The organism is Streptomyces novaecaesareae, from assembly GCF_000716875.1.
Taxonomy (GTDB): domain Bacteria; phylum Actinomycetota; class Actinomycetes; order Streptomycetales; family Streptomycetaceae; genus Kitasatospora; species Kitasatospora novaecaesareae.
The window spans coordinates 1-16,046 of the sequence record NZ_JNWQ01000118.1 but is presented as its reverse complement, the minus strand read 5'-3'; the positions used below and the strand labels follow the sequence as shown (position 1 = coordinate 16,046).

12 protein-coding genes are annotated in these 16,046 nt (G+C 71.6%); 11 read left to right on the top strand and 1 reads right to left on the bottom strand.

Going from position 1 to position 16,046, the window contains the following annotated elements:
• The first annotated feature begins 279 nt into the window (after positions 1 to 279).
• The 7 genes from rsmI to OP86_RS30150 all read left to right on the top strand — a co-directional run bounded on the left by rsmI (position 280) and on the right by OP86_RS30150 (position 8,373).
• A complete protein-coding gene (gene rsmI, locus OP86_RS30180) occupies positions 280 to 1,173 on the top strand; it encodes a 16S rRNA (cytidine(1402)-2'-O)-methyltransferase (protein WP_030259985.1) in 894 nt (297 codons plus the stop codon).
• Between the two features lie 235 nt (positions 1,174 to 1,408).
• A complete protein-coding gene (locus tag OP86_RS37565; RefSeq protein ID WP_199815231.1) occupies positions 1,409 to 1,834 on the top strand; it encodes a hypothetical protein in 426 nt (141 codons plus the stop codon).
• Between the two features lie 127 nt (positions 1,835 to 1,961).
• Positions 1,962 to 3,596, top strand: coding sequence for a methionine--tRNA ligase (metG, locus tag OP86_RS30170; protein WP_030062459.1), 1,635 nt, complete (start codon positions 1,962 to 1,964; stop codon positions 3,594 to 3,596).
• Complete coding sequence (locus OP86_RS30165) at positions 3,596 to 4,474, top strand: TatD family hydrolase (protein ID WP_030259978.1); 879 nt, start codon at positions 3,596 to 3,598, stop codon at positions 4,472 to 4,474. Before metG ends, OP86_RS30165 begins: the two co-directional genes overlap by 1 nt.
• 68 nt (positions 4,475 to 4,542) lie before the next feature.
• The gene (gene rsmA / locus OP86_RS30160; protein ID WP_030062457.1) at positions 4,543 to 5,424 is read left to right on the top strand and encodes a 16S rRNA (adenine(1518)-N(6)/adenine(1519)-N(6))-dimethyltransferase RsmA; all 882 of its coding nucleotides are present in this window, start codon (positions 4,543 to 4,545) and stop codon (positions 5,422 to 5,424) included.
• Entirely contained in the window at positions 5,421 to 6,338 is a 918-nt protein-coding gene (locus OP86_RS30155; protein ID WP_030062456.1) for a 4-(cytidine 5'-diphospho)-2-C-methyl-D-erythritol kinase, read from the top strand. Before rsmA ends, OP86_RS30155 begins: the two co-directional genes overlap by 4 nt.
• A gap of 208 nt (positions 6,339 to 6,546) precedes the next feature.
• Positions 6,547 to 8,373 (top strand): ABC-F family ATP-binding cassette domain-containing protein, encoded by a 1,827-nt coding sequence (locus tag OP86_RS30150; protein ID WP_030259974.1) that lies wholly within the window; start codon positions 6,547 to 6,549, stop codon positions 8,371 to 8,373.
• Between the two features lie 20 nt (positions 8,374 to 8,393).
• Here OP86_RS30150 and OP86_RS30145 read toward each other — a convergent pair whose 3' ends face one another.
• Positions 8,394 to 10,430 (bottom strand): FUSC family protein, encoded by a 2,037-nt coding sequence (locus OP86_RS30145; RefSeq protein WP_157849879.1) that lies wholly within the window; start codon positions 10,428 to 10,430, stop codon positions 8,394 to 8,396.
• Positions 10,431 to 11,077: 647 nt separating this feature from the next.
• On the opposite strand from OP86_RS30145, the gene OP86_RS36975 reads away from it, so the two are divergent.
• The 4 genes from OP86_RS36975 (at position 11,078) to OP86_RS30130 (ending at position 15,927) form a co-directional block, all read left to right on the top strand.
• Positions 11,078 to 11,527, top strand: coding sequence for a hypothetical protein (locus OP86_RS36975; protein WP_051830998.1), 450 nt, complete (start codon positions 11,078 to 11,080; stop codon positions 11,525 to 11,527).
• 43 nt (positions 11,528 to 11,570) lie between these two features.
• Positions 11,571 to 13,217: a WXG100 family type VII secretion target gene (locus OP86_RS34115; RefSeq protein WP_030062450.1), complete on the top strand. Its 1,647-nt coding sequence runs from the start codon at positions 11,571 to 11,573 to the stop codon at positions 13,215 to 13,217.
• Between the two features lie 99 nt (positions 13,218 to 13,316).
• Positions 13,317 to 14,573 (top strand): S8 family serine peptidase, encoded by a 1,257-nt coding sequence (locus OP86_RS35320; RefSeq protein WP_078589330.1) that lies wholly within the window; start codon positions 13,317 to 13,319, stop codon positions 14,571 to 14,573.
• A gap of 124 nt (positions 14,574 to 14,697) precedes the next feature.
• Positions 14,698 to 15,927, top strand: coding sequence for a S8 family serine peptidase (locus OP86_RS30130; protein WP_234435067.1), 1,230 nt, complete (start codon positions 14,698 to 14,700; stop codon positions 15,925 to 15,927).
• Positions 15,928 to 16,046 lie beyond the last annotated feature (119 nt).

Here is a 16,046-nt window from a genome sequence, read left to right as displayed (position 1 = left end):
ACGTAGCCGTGGCGGGCCAGGCGCTCGCGCCAGCCGGGGGCCGCAGGGGCGGCGGGGGCGGCGGGGGCGGGGGCGACGGCGGGCTCCGGCGGGCGGGGAGACGGCAGGCCGGCGCCGCCCCGCGCGGAGTGGTCCGTACCAGTGGGCGTCTGCGCCGCCGTGTCGCCGTTCATCCGCCACATCGTAGGGGCGCTCTTCGTACGCGCGTCCGCTCCCTCGGAAGCTGCCCGAATCGTCACCAAAAGCCCCGCGCCCCCGGTAGCTGGAAGGATGGGGCCCGTGACAGGAGTACTCGTTCTCGCAGGCACCCCCATCGGCGACGTCTCGGACGCCCCGCCCAGGCTGATCCACGAACTGGCCACGGCGGACGTGATCGCGGCCGAGGACACCCGGCGGCTGCGCCGGCTCACCCAGGCCCTCGGGGTGACCCCGGCCGGACGCGTGGTCTCGTACTTCGAGGGCAACGAGGTCGGCCGCACCCCCGAACTGGTCGAGGCGCTGCTCGGCGGCGCCCGGGTGCTGCTGGTCACCGACGCCGGCATGCCCTCGGTGTCCGACCCCGGCTACCGGCTGGTCGCCGCGGCCGTCGAGGCCGAGGTCAAGGTCACCGCGGTGCCCGGGCCGTCCGCGGTGCTCACCGCGCTCGCCCTGTCCGGCCTGCCGGTCGACCGCTTCACCTTCGAGGGCTTCCTGCCGCGCAAGACCGGTGACCGCGCGCGGCAGCTCGCCTCGATCGCCGCCGAACCGCGCACCATGGTCTTCTTCGAGGCGCCGCACCGGATCGCCGAGGCCCTGACCGCGATGGCCGAGGCCTTCGGGCCGGAACGCCCGGCCGCCGTCTGCCGCGAGCTCACCAAGACCTACGAGGAGGTCAAGCGCGGGCCGATCGGCGAACTGGCCGCCTGGGCGGCCGAGGGCGTCAAGGGCGAGATCACCGTCGTCGTCGCGGGCGCCCCGCCGGCCGCGCCGCAGGAGCTGACCCCGGCCGAGCTGGCCCGGCTGGTCGCCCTGCGCGAGGAGGCCGGGGAACGGCGCAAGGAGGCCATCGCGGCCGTCGCGGTGGAACTCTCGCTGCCCAAGCGGGAGGTCTTCGACGCTGTCGTGGCGGCCAAGAAGGAGGGGCTGAAGGACGGCCCGGGCGGGGGCTCGGTCGGGGGCCCCGGGAGGGCGTGAATTCCGGGGGTTGCGCCGCGCACCGGGCGTCGTACCTTTGAGGGAAGGCCCCGGTAAACGCCCGCTGAGCTGAAGTTTCGGTCGCGGTTTTCGGCTCCCGGGAGGCCCTTCGTATAGGGCTTCCCAATCCGCATCCAAGTCTTCACAAGTGCGGCATCGGCCGAGGCGGTCCGGGCATTTCCTGAAAGGGAAAGACCCAGCCGGGCGAGCGCCCGGCGGGCGCTGGGAGACGGCTATGAGCGAGACGATCGGTAGCCCCCGCAATGGCAGCGCACTGAGCACCGCCGGCCTCGCCGGGCGGGCGCACACTCCCGTCGAGACCGTACGGGAGGCCTACTCCTTCGCGTGCCTGCGCTGCGGGTACGGGTGGGAGCAGGCGTACGACATCGAGCACCACGTGGCCAACGACGGGCACGTCGTGTTCGAGTACCACGCCAACGGCGTCCGGGTGCCGTCCCCGCTGCTCAAGCCGACCTGCCCGGGGTGCGGTGGCCACACCGTCCGGATCATGCGCGAGGGCCGGGTCGCCGTCGCCGACCAGCCCTGGCAGCACGCCCCCGGCTACCCGGCGCACGCCGAGCCGGCCGGAGCGGCCCCGGCGGCCGGGCCCGCCGAGCCGCGCGGACGCTGGGCCCGGTTCTGGTCGCGGCTGCTGGGCTGACGGCCGCTGCCGTCGGGCCGGTACCGGCGGTCGCAGGGCCGGCACCGCAGGACGCGGGACGGACCGCCCCCGGCCGGGGAACAACTCGGTCGAGGGCGGCCCGCGTGCCCGACTAAGCTTTCCGACCATGGCGGCCACTGCAGACCACAGCACCACCGGGGCGAACGCCCCGGCGTACTACGTTTCCACCCCGATCTACTACGTCAACGATCGCCCGCACCTGGGCCACGCGTACACCACCGTGGCGGGCGACGTCCTCACCCGCTGGCACCGCCAGCGCGGCGAGAAGGTGTGGTACCTGACCGGCACCGACGAGCACGGCCAGAAGATCATGCGGACCGCCGAGGCGAACGGCGTCAGCCCGCAGGAGTGGTGCGACAAGCTGGTCGAGGAGGAGTGGAAGCCCCTCTGGGAGCACCTGGAGATCGCCAACGACGACTTCATCCGCACCACCCAGCAGCGGCACACCGACCGGGTCCAGGAGTTCGTCCAGGACCTGTACGACAAGGGCGAGATCTACAAGGGCGGCTACTCCGGCCCGTACTGCGTCGGCTGCGAGGAGTACAAGCTCCCCGGCGACCTGCTGGACGGCGCCACCGAGGGCGAGAAGCTCTGCGCCGTCCACAAGAAGCCCGTCGAGTGGCTGGAGGAGGAGAACTACTTCTTCCGCCTCTCCGCCTACGGCCCCAAGCTGCTGGAGTTCTACGCCGCGAACCCGGACTTCATCCAGCCCGCCTCGGCCCGCAACGAGGTGCTGCGCTTCGTCGAGCAGGACCTGAAGGACCTCTCGATCTCCCGCTCCACCTTCAACTGGGGCGTGCCGCTGCCCTGGGACGAGAAGCACGTCCTGTACGTGTGGGTCGACGCGCTGCAGAACTACATCACCGCGGCCGGCTACGGCAGCGACCCGGAGCGCTTCGCCGAGCTGTGGCCCGCTTCCGTCCACCTCGTCGGCAAGGACATCCTGCGGTTCCACGCCGTCATCTGGCCCGCCATGCTGATGGCCGCCGGGCTGCCGCTGCCCAAGCGGGTCGTCGCCAACGGCTGGCTGATGGTCGGCGGCGAGAAGATGTCCAAGTCCAACCTGACCGGCATCGCGCCCACCGACCTGACCTCGCACTTCGGCGTCGACGCGTACCGCTACTACTTCCTGCGGGCGATCCCGTTCGGCACGGACGGCTCGTTCTCCTGGGAGGACTTCAGCGCCCGCTACACCTCCGAGCTCGCCAACGACTTCGGCAACCTCGCCTCCCGCGCCGCCGCGATGGTCGGCAAGTACTTCGGCGGCGTGCTGCCGGCCTCCGCGTCGGACGGCGAGGCCGAGCAGGCCCTGAAGGACGGGCTGGCCAAGGCCGTCGAGGCGGCCGACCGGAAGATCGGCGAGGAGCTGGACTTCGCCGGCGGCCTCGCGGCGATCTTCGAGTTCGTCAAGCAGGTCAACGGCTACATCACCGAGCAGGAGCCCTGGAAGGTCGCCAAGACTGCATTCGGAGATGGCGGCTCGGACGAGGGCCGGGCGCGCCTCGCGACCATCCTCTACACCGCCGCAGAGTCGCTGCGCGCCACCGCCGTCCTGCTCAACCCGGTGATGCCGTCCACCGCCGAGAAGCTGTGGGCCTCCCTGGGCGCCGAGGCCGGGCTGGGCGCGCTGTCCGCGCAGACCATCGCCACCGTCGCCGACTGGGGCCGGCTGCCCGTCGGGGCCACCGTCACCAAGGGCGAGATCCTCTTCCCGCGCCTCGAAGAGAAGCCCGCCGCCTGATGGCCGCCAAGGACGACGACCGGTCGACCCCGCCGCCGCTGCCGGAACCCCTGGCAGTGGCGGTGGCCGACTCGCACACCCACCTCGACATGCAGTCCGGCACCCCGGCCGAGGGCCTCGCCCGGGCCGCGTCGGTCGGCGTCACCACCGTCGTCCAGGTGGGCTGCGACGTGCCCGGTTCGCGCTGGGCCGCCGAGCTGGCGGCCCGGTACGAGCAGGTGCACGCGGCCGTCGCCCTGCACCCGAACGAGGCGCCGCGGATCTTCCTCGGCGACGCGGACGGCTGGTCCGGGCAGCAGCGCAAGGCCGGCGGCGCCGCCGCGCTGGACGAAGCGCTCGCCGAGATCGACCGGCTCGCCGCCCTGCCGCAGGTCCTCGCCGTCGGCGAGACCGGGCTCGACTACTTCCGGACCGGGCCCGAAGGCGTCGAGATCCAGAAGGAGTCGTTCCGCCGCCACATCGAGATGGCCAAGCGGCACGGCAAGGCCCTGGTCATCCACGACCGGGACGCCCACGACGACGTCATCGCCGTCCTGCTGGAGGAAGGCGCCCCGGAACGCACCGTCTTCCACTGCTACTCCGGCGACGCCGCGATGGCCAAGACCTGCGCCGACCACGGCTGGTACCTCTCCTTCGCCGGCCCGGTCACCTTCAAGGCCAACCAGCCGCTGCGGGACGCCCTGCTCGCCACCCCGCTCGACCGGATCCTGGTCGAGACCGACGCCCCCTTCCTCACCCCGCACCCCTACCGGGGCCGGCCCAACGCCCCGTACCTGATCCCGGTCACGGTGCGCTCGATGGCCGCGACCCTGGGGCTGCACGAGGACGAGCTGTCGGCGGCCATCGCGCGGAACACGGCCCAGGCCTTCGGGTACTGACGCGCGGAACACGGCCCGGGCCGTCGGTACTGATCCGGGCGAACGGATCGCGCCCGTATCCTTGGCGCGTGAGCACCACCGACCCCACCCCTGACAGCCACCTGCTGGGCGCCGCCGACATCCGGGAACTGGCGGCCGCGTTCGGCGTGAAGCCGACCAAGCAGCGTGGACAGAACTTCGTCATCGACGGCAACACCGTGCGGCGGATCGTCCGGGCGGGCGGGGTGACCGGTGCGGACGCGGTCGTCGAGGTCGGGCCCGGCCTCGGATCGCTGACGCTCGCGCTGCTGGAGGTGGCCAGGCACGTCACCGCCGTCGAGATCGACCCGGTGCTGGCGCAGCACCTGCCGGACACCGTCGCGGCCCGGATGCCCGGCAAGGCGGACTCCTTCGACCTGGTGTTCAGCGACGCCATGGAGGTCACCGAGCTGCCCGGGCCGGCCCCCACCGCGCTGGTCGCCAACCTCCCGTACAACGTGGCCGTGCCCGTCCTGCTGCACATGCTGGCGACCTTCCCCAGCATCGAGCGGACCCTGGTGATGGTGCAGAGCGAGGTCGCCGACCGGCTCGCCGCCAAGCCGGGCAACAAGGTGTACGGCGTCCCGTCGGTCAAGGCCAACTGGTACGCCGACGTGAAGCGGGCCGGCGCCATCGGGCGGAACGTGTTCTGGCCCGCCCCCAACGTCGACTCCGGACTGGTCTCGCTGATCCGCCGCGAGCCGCCGAAGACCACCGCCAGCCGCGAGGAGGTGTTCGCGGTGGTCGACGCCGCGTTCGCCCAGCGGCGCAAGACCCTGCGCGCCGCGCTGGCCGGCTGGGCCGGCTCCCCCGCCGGCGCCGAGCAGGCCCTCGCGGCCGCCGGGATCGACCACAAGCTGCGCGGCGAGATGCTGACGGTGGAACAGTTCGCCGCGATCGCCGAGCACAAGCCCGCGAAGGACAGCGCGTGATCACCGTACGGGTCCCGGCCAAGGTCAACGTCCGGCTCGGAGTCGGCGGCCTGCGCGCCGACGGCTTCCACGACCTGGCCAACGTCTTCTTCGCCGTCGCCCTCGGTGACGAGGTCACCGCGACGGAAGCGGAGGGCGTCACGCTCTCCTGCACCGGACCGGACGCCGCCGTCGTCCCGCTCGACGACAGCAACCTCGCCGCCCGCGCCGCCCGGCTGCTCGCCGCCCACCACGGCATCGCCGACCCCGGCGTGCACCTGCACATCGCCAAGGCCATCCCGGTGGCCGGCGGCATGGCCGGCGGCAGCGCCGACGGCGCGGCGGCGCTGGTCGCCTGCGACGCGCTGTGGCAGCTCGACACCCCGTTCGACACCCTGCTGGAGCTCGCCGCGGAACTCGGGTCGGACGTGCCGTTCGCCCTGCTCGGCGGCGTCGCGCTGGGCCGCGGCCGCGGCGAGATCCTGGAGCCGCTGGCCGTCGACGGCACCTTCCACTGGGTCTTCGCGGTCGCCGACGGCGGCCTGTCCACCCCCGCCGTCTTCCGCGAGTGCGACCGGCTGCGCGAGGAGGCCGGCACCGGCTCCAGCGACACCGACATCACCACCCCCGACGCCGACCCGGCACTGCTCGCCGCCCTCGCCGGAGGCGACGCCGTCGCCCTCGCCGCCGCGCTCGCCAACGACCTCCAGTCCGCCGCCCTCTCGCTGCGCCCCGCGCTCGCGGCCACCCTGCAGGCCGGCACCGAGGCGGGCGCGCTCGGAGCACTCGTCTCCGGCTCCGGGCCGACCTGCGCCTTCCTCGCCAAGGACGCCGACGCGGCCGACGCCGTCGCCGAGGCGCTGCGGGCCTCCGGCACCTGCCGGACGGCGTACGTCACGTACGGGCCGGTGGCGGGGGCCTCGGTCGTGGCGTAGGCGGGGCAGCTGCTCGCGGCGGCGTGGTGCTGTCCGTGGCGGTGTGGTGCTCCCGGCGGTGGTACCGCTCCCAGGAGCGCGGTGAGGCTGTCGTCGTAGCGCGGTGAGGCTGTCGTCGCGGGCCCATTAGGCTGGGGAGATCGGGGTGTCCCCGAGACAGGGGCGGTCGTCCGCCCCCGCGACCGCCGATCCCAGGAGCGCAGCACACGTGGCCGTCAACCTCGCCACCATCGAGTCCGTCACGAAGGTCTACGGCACCCGCACCCTGCTGGACGCGGTCAGCCTCGGCGTCAGCGAAGGCGACCGGATCGGAGTCGTCGGACGCAACGGCGACGGCAAGACCACCCTGATCCGGATGCTCGCCAAGCTGGAGGACCCCGACCGCGGCCGGATCACCTGGAGCGGCAACCTGCAGCCGGCCGTCCTCACCCAGCACGACTCGCTCGACCCGAACGCCACCATCCGGCACGAGGTGATCGCCGACCGGGCCGACCACGAGTGGCTCGGCGACGCCCGCATCCGCGACATCATCGAAGGCCTCTTCGGCGGCCTCGACCTCCCCGGCTTCGCCGACGGCCTCGACACCGTCATCGGCCCGCTCTCCGGTGGCGAGCGCCGCCGGATCGCCCTCGCCAAGCTGCTGCTCGGCTCGCCCGACCTGATCATCCTGGACGAGCCCACCAACCACCTCGACGTCGAGGGCATCAACTGGCTCGCCCAGCACCTCCAGAAGCGCCGCTCCGCGCTGGTCTGCGTCACCCACGACCGCTGGTTCCTCGACCAGGTCTGCACCCGGATGTGGGACGTCCAGAACGGTGCCGTCCACGAGTACGAGGGCGGCTACTCCGACTACGTCTTCGCCCGCGCCGAGCGCTCCCGGATCGAAGCCGTCGAAGAGCAGAAGCGCCAGAACCTGGCCCGCAAGGAACTCGCCTGGCTGCGCCGCGGCGCCCCCGCCCGCACCTCCAAGCCGCGCTACCGCATCGAGGCCGCCAACGCGCTGATCGCCGACGTGCCGGAGCCGCGCGACAAGTCCGAACTGATGAAGTTCGCCAACGCCCGGCTGGGCAGGACCGTCTTCGAGCTGGAGGGCGTGACCGTCAAGGCCGGCCCCAAGCTGCTCCTGGAGAACCTCACCTGGCAGCTCGGCCCCGGCGACCGGATCGGCCTGCTCGGCGTCAACGGCGCCGGCAAGACCTCGCTGCTGCGCGCCCTGCGCGACGCGTACGCGAGCGAGGGCGACGTGCAGCCCGCCTCCGGCATCATCAAGGTCGGCAAGACCGTACGGCTCGCTTACCTGTCGCAGGAGATCGCCGAACTGGACCCGGAGACCCGGGTGCTGCAGGCCGTCGAGCAGGTCCGCTCGCGCGTCGACCTCGGCAAGGGCCGCGAGATGAGCGCCGGCCAGCTGTGCGAGCAGTTCGGCTTCGGCAAGGACAAGCAGTGGACGCCGGTCGGCGACCTCTCCGGTGGCGAGCGCCGCCGCCTCCAGCTGCTGCGGCTGCTGATGGACGAGCCCAACGTGCTGTTCCTGGACGAGCCGACGAACGACCTGGACATCGAGACGCTCAACCAGCTGGAGGACCTGCTCGACGGCTGGCCCGGCTCGATGGTCGTCATCAGCCACGACCGCTTCTTCATCGAGCGCACCACGGACGTCGTCCACGCGCTGCTCGGCGACAAGAAGATGCGGATGCTGCCGAACGGCGTCGACGAGTACCTGGAGCGACGGGCCCGGATGGCCTCCGCTGCCGCCTCCGCTGCCTCTGCGGCCGCCGCCGTCTCGGCGGCCGAGGGCGCCCCCGCCGCGTCCGGACTGTCCGGCGGGGACCTGCGGGCGGCGAAGAAGGAGATGCAGAAGCTGGAGCGGCAGATCGCCAAGCTGGACGAGAAGGAGTCCAAGCTGCACGCCCAACTCGCCGAGCACGCCGCCGACTTCTCCAAGGTCGCGGAGCTGGACGCGCAGCTGCGCGCGGTCCGGGAGGAGAAGGAGGAGCTGGAGATGGGCTGGCTGGAGCTGGCCGAGCAGGTCTGAGCCGTCGGGGCGGCCGGCCGTCAGCTGTTCGTGAGGAGCGCTTCGAGTTCGTCCGCCGCACGGCCCAGCGCGCTGCGCGTGGGGTCGTGCGGCTCCGGCGGCTCGGTCGGCTTGGTCGGACGGTCCGTCGGGGCGGGTGGCGTGGTCGCGGCGGGTGGCGTGGTCGGTGGGCGGTGCGCGCGGGCGGCGGCGGTCAGCTCGTCCAGCGCGCGGCGGACCCGGTCGACCTCGTCGGGGTCCGGCACCCGGCCGCCGTACCGGATCTGCGCCGCGAACGCCGCCACCGCGCCGCCCAGCCGCTCCAACGCCGCCGTCGCCGGCAGCCACTGCTCCGCCAGCCGGCCCGTCGGCGGCGGCTCGGCCAGGCCCTGCCGCACCTCCTGGCGGGCGTCCGCCAGCGAACGGTAGGCGGTACGGCGCAGCCACACCTCGGCGCGGTCGGCGCGGTGGGCGCCGGCGGGGCCCGGGACGGCGGTGACGGCGTCCAGGTAGGCCCGCAGCGCCCTCGTCGCATCGACCAGCCGGGGCTCGATCCGGTGCCGCGGCCGCTCGGGCCACAGCAGATAGCCGAAGAGCAGCACGATCGCGCTGGCCAGAACGGTGTCCAGGACCCGGGGCCAGAACTCCGCCGCACTGCTCTGGCCGCCCAGCTGGAGCAGGACCAGCGCCATCGGCGTCATCACGACGGTGTTCAACCCGTAGTGCGCCGCCGTGGCGTACGGGAGCAGGGCCACACACAGCGCGGCGACCGCCGTCAGCGCCCAGTGCTCGGTGGTCAGCACCAGCAGCGCCGCCGTGACGACCACCCCGAGCACCGTGCCGATCGAGCGGCTCACCGCGCGCAGGAACACCGAGCCGAGGTCCGGCTTGAGCACGAAGGCGATCGTCATCGGCACCCAGTAGCTCTTGCTGAGCGGGAAGTTGGCGGTGACCGCCGAGCCGACCGCGATGCACAGCGCCACGCGCAGCCCGTACCGGACCGAGCCCCCCGACAGCAGCCGCACCCGCAGCCGCCAGGGGTCGGGCGGCGGAGCGGGCGCCGTGCCGAGTTGCGCGTCCCGGCCGGCCACCGTGTCGGCGGCGGCGCGCAGCGCCACGTCCAGGGCCTGCCGCGAGGGCGTGTCCGGCTGCCAGTCGGGCACGACGACCTCGCCGCCGCCCCGCCGTACGGCGGCCGCCAGACGGGCCGGCACCCCGGCCACCTCGGGCGGGACGGCGCGACGGGCCCACAGCAGGCCCGTCGCCGCCTCGGTGGCGGCGAGGGCGGCCTCGTACATCCGGCGCGTGCGGGGCTCGGTGTGGCGGCTCCGGCTCGGGCCTTCGTTCGGGTTCCGGCTCGGGCCTTCGTTCGGGTTCCGGCTCGGGTTTCGGCTCCTGCGCCGGCTGCGGCTCTGGTTCGGGAGAAGGTCCTGGAGCTGGTTCAGGCGGGCCGTCAGCACCTGGCGCGAGCCGGCGGCCCGCGAGGTGCCCAGATCGGCGAGGGTACGGCCCAGCGCGTCGTACGCGGCGGCGAGCGCCCGGACACGCGGATCGGCGGCCGGCCGCTTCGGCACGCCCGCGGGCAGCCCGAGCAGCACCACCAACACCGCGCCCGCGAGCATCATCGGCGCCGCCGCCCACCACGGGTCCGGCAGCGGCATCCCACTGCCCAGCGCCGCCGACACCAACAGCAACATCCCGGCCGCCGAACCACGCGGACCCGTCGCACTCAAGGCGCCGGACACGAACGCGGTGAGCGTCAACGCCGCACCGAGGGCGAGGCCGTCCACGTCGGCGCGCTGGAGGGCCGTACCGATCAGCATGCCGAGCGCGGAGGCGAACACCGCCGTCCCGATCCGGACCGCCCGCAGCCGCGACGGCTCGACCCGGTCGTTCATCGTCGCGTGCATCGCACCCAGGCCCGCGAACACCCCCAGATCCAGCCGGTGCGCCGACAGGCCCGCCGCCAACGGCACCGCCATCCCCACCGCCGCCCGGGCCATCAGCGCCAACGGCAACGGCGGCCGCGCGGGCCGCACGGCACGGGCCCACCAGGAAACGGCGTCGGGGGAACTCATGCGGTCACGTCCGTTCTGCGGCCTTGGGTCGCTGCTGTGCGACATTGCGCGGCAGATGGGGCGTACCAGGGCAGTCTACCCAGGGGCCGGGGGAGGGAGTTGTACGTGTCAAGTTCGTACCGATCGCGTACGGGCAGACCATGGGCCCTGCCGGTCCGACAGAGGTGGTGGCTACGATGACGGAGGCGAAAACCGCCCGCAGGGCGGGCGGTACGCCGACCAAGACGGTACGACGACGGCAATACCCAGAAGTTGACGGTGTGTTGCGGCACGGAGTCACCCCGGGACACCCCGGGGCGGCAACCGGCCGAACGGGGGAGAGGTGAACTGCTGTGGCAGGAAATAGTGCATCTGGTTCGGGGACGCCGACCCCTTCGGCAAGTCCTTCGGCGAGTCCGTCCCCGAGTCCCTCACCGAGCCCATCGGGGACTCCTACGCCCAGTCCGTCCCCGAGTCCCTCACCGAGCCCCGCGCCCAGCCCGTCCCCGAGCGCCACGCCGAGCCCCTCGGCCAGCCCGGCGCCCGCCCCGTCCCCGTCGTCCAGCCCCACGGGTACTGATCCGAACGCCCCGGCAGCTCCGGACGACACGCCGTTCATGCTGGACGGGAAGATCCCATTGCCTTGGGGCGGGATCAACATCGCTCCCATGGTCAGCACTGCGCAGACGAACTTCAGCGCCAGCGACCTCGTGTCGGCCTTCGGCAAGCAGGACGTCAAGGTGGAGCTGCAGACGCTCTCCAACTTCGCCGCCAAGGTCGAGGCGCTGCTCGCCGCGATGGAGGGATCGGCGGCCGCGCCGTACAAGCTCGAACAGCAGAAGGTGGAGACCGCGCACTTCGCCAGCGCGAAGTTCGACGAGGCGACGGCCCTGACCACCGCCTACGGCAAGGTCCACACCCAGCTCATCAAGTTCCACAAGGACTTCGTCAAGCAGATCCAGACGATGCAGGAAGCAATCGCGGCGACACAGGGCAACTACACGACCAACGAGGACAACACGACCGCCGACCAGAACGCGGTCGCGAAGAACGCGGGCGTCACCTCACCGACGGCGGGATCGAACGGGTCGAAGCCGAGGTCCAACGCGGGCCTCTGACGGCGGAACGAGGGGCGACACACGGGGAAACGGGGAAGAAGCCATGGCAGGCGAATCCAAGTACGACGGCATGAAGCATCCCGCCCTCAGGGCGATGGTCGACAAGACAATGCCCGATGTGGTGTTGAAGCGGGCTACTCAACTCCAGGACGCAGGTCGCGTACTGGGGGAGCTCAGTGCTGCCCTCCAGGCACACCTCGGCCAGGTCCACTGGGAGGGGCCGGCAGCTGAGAATTTCAAGACCTGGGTCGGCAACCTGTACAAGTCCGCGGACATCATCGGTCAGCACTCGTCGACCGCTGGTGGTGCGATGACCCAAGCCGGTGAAGCACTCAGCACGGCCAAGGTCGCGATGCCCCCGCTTCCCACTGATGCGATGAGTAAGGTCGCTCAGTACGAGGGGCAGAAGACGCCCCCTGGAGTGGAGGCCAAACTCGGCGTCGGTCAGTCGGTCGACGATTACATGAAGACCGTTCCGGGCTCCGGCTGGGTGAGCAAGGCGGAGTACGACCAGGCCAAGGCGACGGTCGAGAAGGAACGGCAGGAAGCTGCCCACCAGGTGGAGAACCTGGCCCAGGCGTACACAGCGGCGACGGCGACCTTGAATGGGATTCCCGATGACGTGACGCTGCCGGGGACGCCTGATGCCCAGAGGAACCGAGGCGGGGAGTCGGAATACACGGGTGGGGGTAGCTCTGGGGGCGGCTCCGGTGGTTCCCTCCGGAGCCCGCGTTCCAGCGGTGGAAGCGTCGGTGGTGGCTACACCCCGTCCGGCGGTAGCTATGGCGGCGGTTCGGTGACGCCGTACGACCCGGGATCGGGCTCCACCGGGCCGTCCGGCCCGGGTCACATCACCCCCACGCCTCCGCACGGCGGCGGCCAGGTTCCCCCCAACCCGCAGGACCCGGGCTCCTCTGTCCCGCCGTCCTACCCGTCGGACCCGGTCAACCGTCCGGGCACCGGGCTCGACAGCGTGCCGACGCTCCCGACCCAGACCGGTCCGTATGGTCCCGGCGGCGGTCCCCTGCCGACTGGCGGGCCGACCACCACTCCCGTCTACCCGAGCGGCCCCAACGGGCCTGGCGGTGGGCCCGGCATCCCCGGTGGGGGCCCGGTTTCCGGATTCCCGGTCGGGCCCGGTGGCGGTTCGGTGCAGAGCAAGGGCGGCGGCAGTGGATACCTGCCCGGCAAGGGCGGTGGCTCCGGCCCCCGCACGGCCCCGTTCGGTGGCGGCCAGATCCCCGGGAAGAGCGGCACGCCGGGCCTTCCCACCGGGACGGTCTTCGGCGGACGCGAGGCGGGGCCGGGTGGTGGCCGGGCCGGCGGACCCAACGGCATGGGCATGCAGCCCGGTATGGGTGGTCATGGCGGCGGAGCCGTCGGTTCCGGTGGTGGCGGGCGTGGCCGGGGTCTGTCCTCGACCACCGGTGGCACGGTCGGCGGTCGCAAGGGGCCTGCCGCGGGCGGGGAGTTCACTCCCGGCGGTACGGGCCTGCGCAACCGCGCGGCTGCGGCGGGAGCCGCGGAGGGCGGTGCCCAGTCCCGGCAGAACGGCATGATGGCACCCGGAGCGGCGGGCCATGGAGGGCGCAACGAGCGTGACCGCCGCAAGCGGGCCGACTACCTCCACGAGGACGAGGACACCTGGACCAGCGGTACGCCGCACAGCAACCCAGACGTGGTTGAGTAGGACGGCAACGACTGCCCGGCCACTGGGCTCTCCCAGTGGCCGGGCAGTCTTGTTCGGGGCACGCTCCCCGGTCGGTGGACAGATTGACGAGGAGTTGTGATGGGGCGGACGGACATGCGAGTGCGTTGGCGAGTGGCTGCCGCGGCGCTTCTGGCAGCGGGAATCGTGGTCGGCCCGGTCGCAGCGCCGGCGGTTGCCGACGATTCGATCCGTGCGGCTCAATGGCACCTCGACGCCATGCATGCTCCTGAAATGTGGAAGGTCTCGAAGGGCGAAGGAGTCACCGTCGCGGTGATCGATGGCGGATTCAAGCTGGATCATCCGGATTTGGTGGGGCAGTTCCTACCCGGCAAGGACTTCAGCGGCAGCTCGGGTGGCGTGGGTTCTTACAGCGATGGACACGGCACGATGATGGCCAGTCTCATCGCGGGCACGGGAAAGAGCCGTGGGGGAAACGGGGCGTACGGACTCGCTCCGAATGCCAAGATCCTTCCACTGAAGATCGATAACGGATCCGTGGGGACTGCTGTCACGGCGGACTTTCTTGATCAGATCGGCCAGGCCGTCACTTACGCTGTCGACCAGGGGGCTAAGGTCATCAGCATTTCGCAAGGCGTTTCATCGGTGACGGCGCTTCCGGGTGATGTGGTCAAGCTGAGCCGGATTCTCGCGGCTGCCAGGGCGAGGGGCGCTCTTGTGGTGTCCAGTGTCGGAAATTCGGCGAAGTCGGGGAATCTGGTCGAGTACCCGGGCGCTCTCCCCAATGTCGTTGGAGTTGGAGCGGTGGACCGGAACGGAACCGTGACGGAGGAGTCTGAGACCGGGCCGCAGGTTGCGCTCGTCGCTCCCGGCCAGGACACCATTTCGGCTTGCACGGCTCCTTCTGGTTACTGCACAGGCCATGGGACATCCGATGCGACTGCTCTGGCTTCCGCCTCGGCTGCGCTGGTTTGGGCGGTCCACAAGGACTGGACGGCGAATCAGGTTCTGCGGGTGCTCATCAACACCGCGGGCAGGCCGAACGGTGGGGACAAGCGGACGGATGATGCGGGATGGGGTGCGGTCCGGCCGCGTGTTGCGCTGACGGATCCGGGCGATCCCGGTCCGGCGGATGTGTCGCCGCTGCCGGCTGATGCGGCTACGCCGTCGGCCTCGGTGAGCGCGTCCGCGCCCGTCTCGTCGGCGCCGAGTCCGGCTGGGAGCCCGACCGATGCCGCGGTAGGGGCGCCGCCGGTACAGCCGAAGGCTGATGTGCCGTCGGGTTCGAGTAGCTCGGTGCCGATCGTGGCGGGTGTGGTGGCCGGGTTGGTGTTGGTAGCTGGTGCGGTGTTCGTGGTGGTGCGGCGGCGGCGGTAGTTGCGCCGGGGGTTGACGTTGTGGGGGGCGCCGCCGGCGAAGAATCCGTACGCGAGGTAGGTCAAGCGTTCTTGTGTGGTGGGGGGATCGGGTGGGGAGCCGCGGGATGTGGGCTGGGCGGCTCGTGGCGATCGTGGTCATGAGTATGTGCATGGTGGGGGCTGCGATGATGCCGGCCACTGCAGATGGATCGATCCGCGCTGACCAGTGGCATCTGGACGCCATGCATGCAGCGGAGATGTGGAAGGTGTCCAAAGGACAGGGCATCACGGTCGCCGTCATCGACGGCGGGTTCAAGCTGGACCACCCGGATCTGGTGGGGCAGCTCCTGCCGGGCAAGGACTTTAGTGGCAGCTCGGGCGGCGTGGGGTCCTATGGTGATGGACACGGCACCCAGATGGTCGGGCTCATCGCAGGAACTGGGAAGGCCAACGGAGGGAAGGGGGCCTACGGATTGGCGCCCGGGGCCAGGATCCTCCCGCTGAAGATCAATAACGGCTCTGTCGGATCTGTGGTCTCCACTGACTTCCTCGACCAGATTGGCCAATCTGTCGACTACGCGGTCGGCCAGGGTGCCAAGGTTGTAAGTATTTCCCAAGGGATCAACAAGGTGACCACTCTGCCAGGAGATGTCGCCAAGCTGAATCAAATCCTCGCGAACGCGAGGGCGAAGGGCGTTCTGGTCTTTGCCGCTGCAGGGAATGAGGCACAGTCGGGGAACCAGATCGACTATCCTGGCGGCCTTCCCAATGTTGCCGGTGTCGGTGCGGTTGACCAGAACGGGACCGTGACTGACGAGTCCGAGCGCGGACCGCAGGTTGCGCTTGTCGCCCCGGGCAAGGACACGGTTGCTCCTTGCCCAGGTCCGACCGGCTATTGCAAGGGCCATGGCACCTCCGATGCGACTGCCCTGGCTTCTGCTTCAGCCGCGCTGGTCTGGTCGGTTCATCCGGACTGGACGGCAAACCAGGTTCTGCGGGTGCTCATCAATACCGCTGGCCGGTCGAACGGCGGGGACGGCCGCACGGACGGTGCGGGGTGGGGTGCGGTTCGGCCGCGTATTGCCCTGACGGACCCCGGTGACCCCGGTCCGGCGGATGTGTCGCCGCTGCCGGCCGATGCGGCTACGCCGTCGGCGGCTCCGTCGGCGTCGGCGAGTGCGTCCGCGCCCGTGTCATCGGCGCCGAGTCCGGCAGGGAGCCCGACTGATGTCGCGGTGGGTGCGCCGCCGGTGCAGCCGAAGGCTGATGTGTCGTCGGGTTCGAGTAGCGCGCTGCCGATCGTGGCTGCCGTGGTGGCCGGGTTGGTGTTGGTGGCTGGTGCGGTGTTCGTGGTGGTGAGGCGGCGGCGGTAGTTGCGCCGGGGGTTGACGTTGTGGGGGTGGCCGGGGATTCCTGGCCGCCCCCGCCGTCGTTGTGGCGGGGATGCGGGGTGGTCGTGGGGAGTGTGGCCTGGGCGTGGGGTGGATGAGCA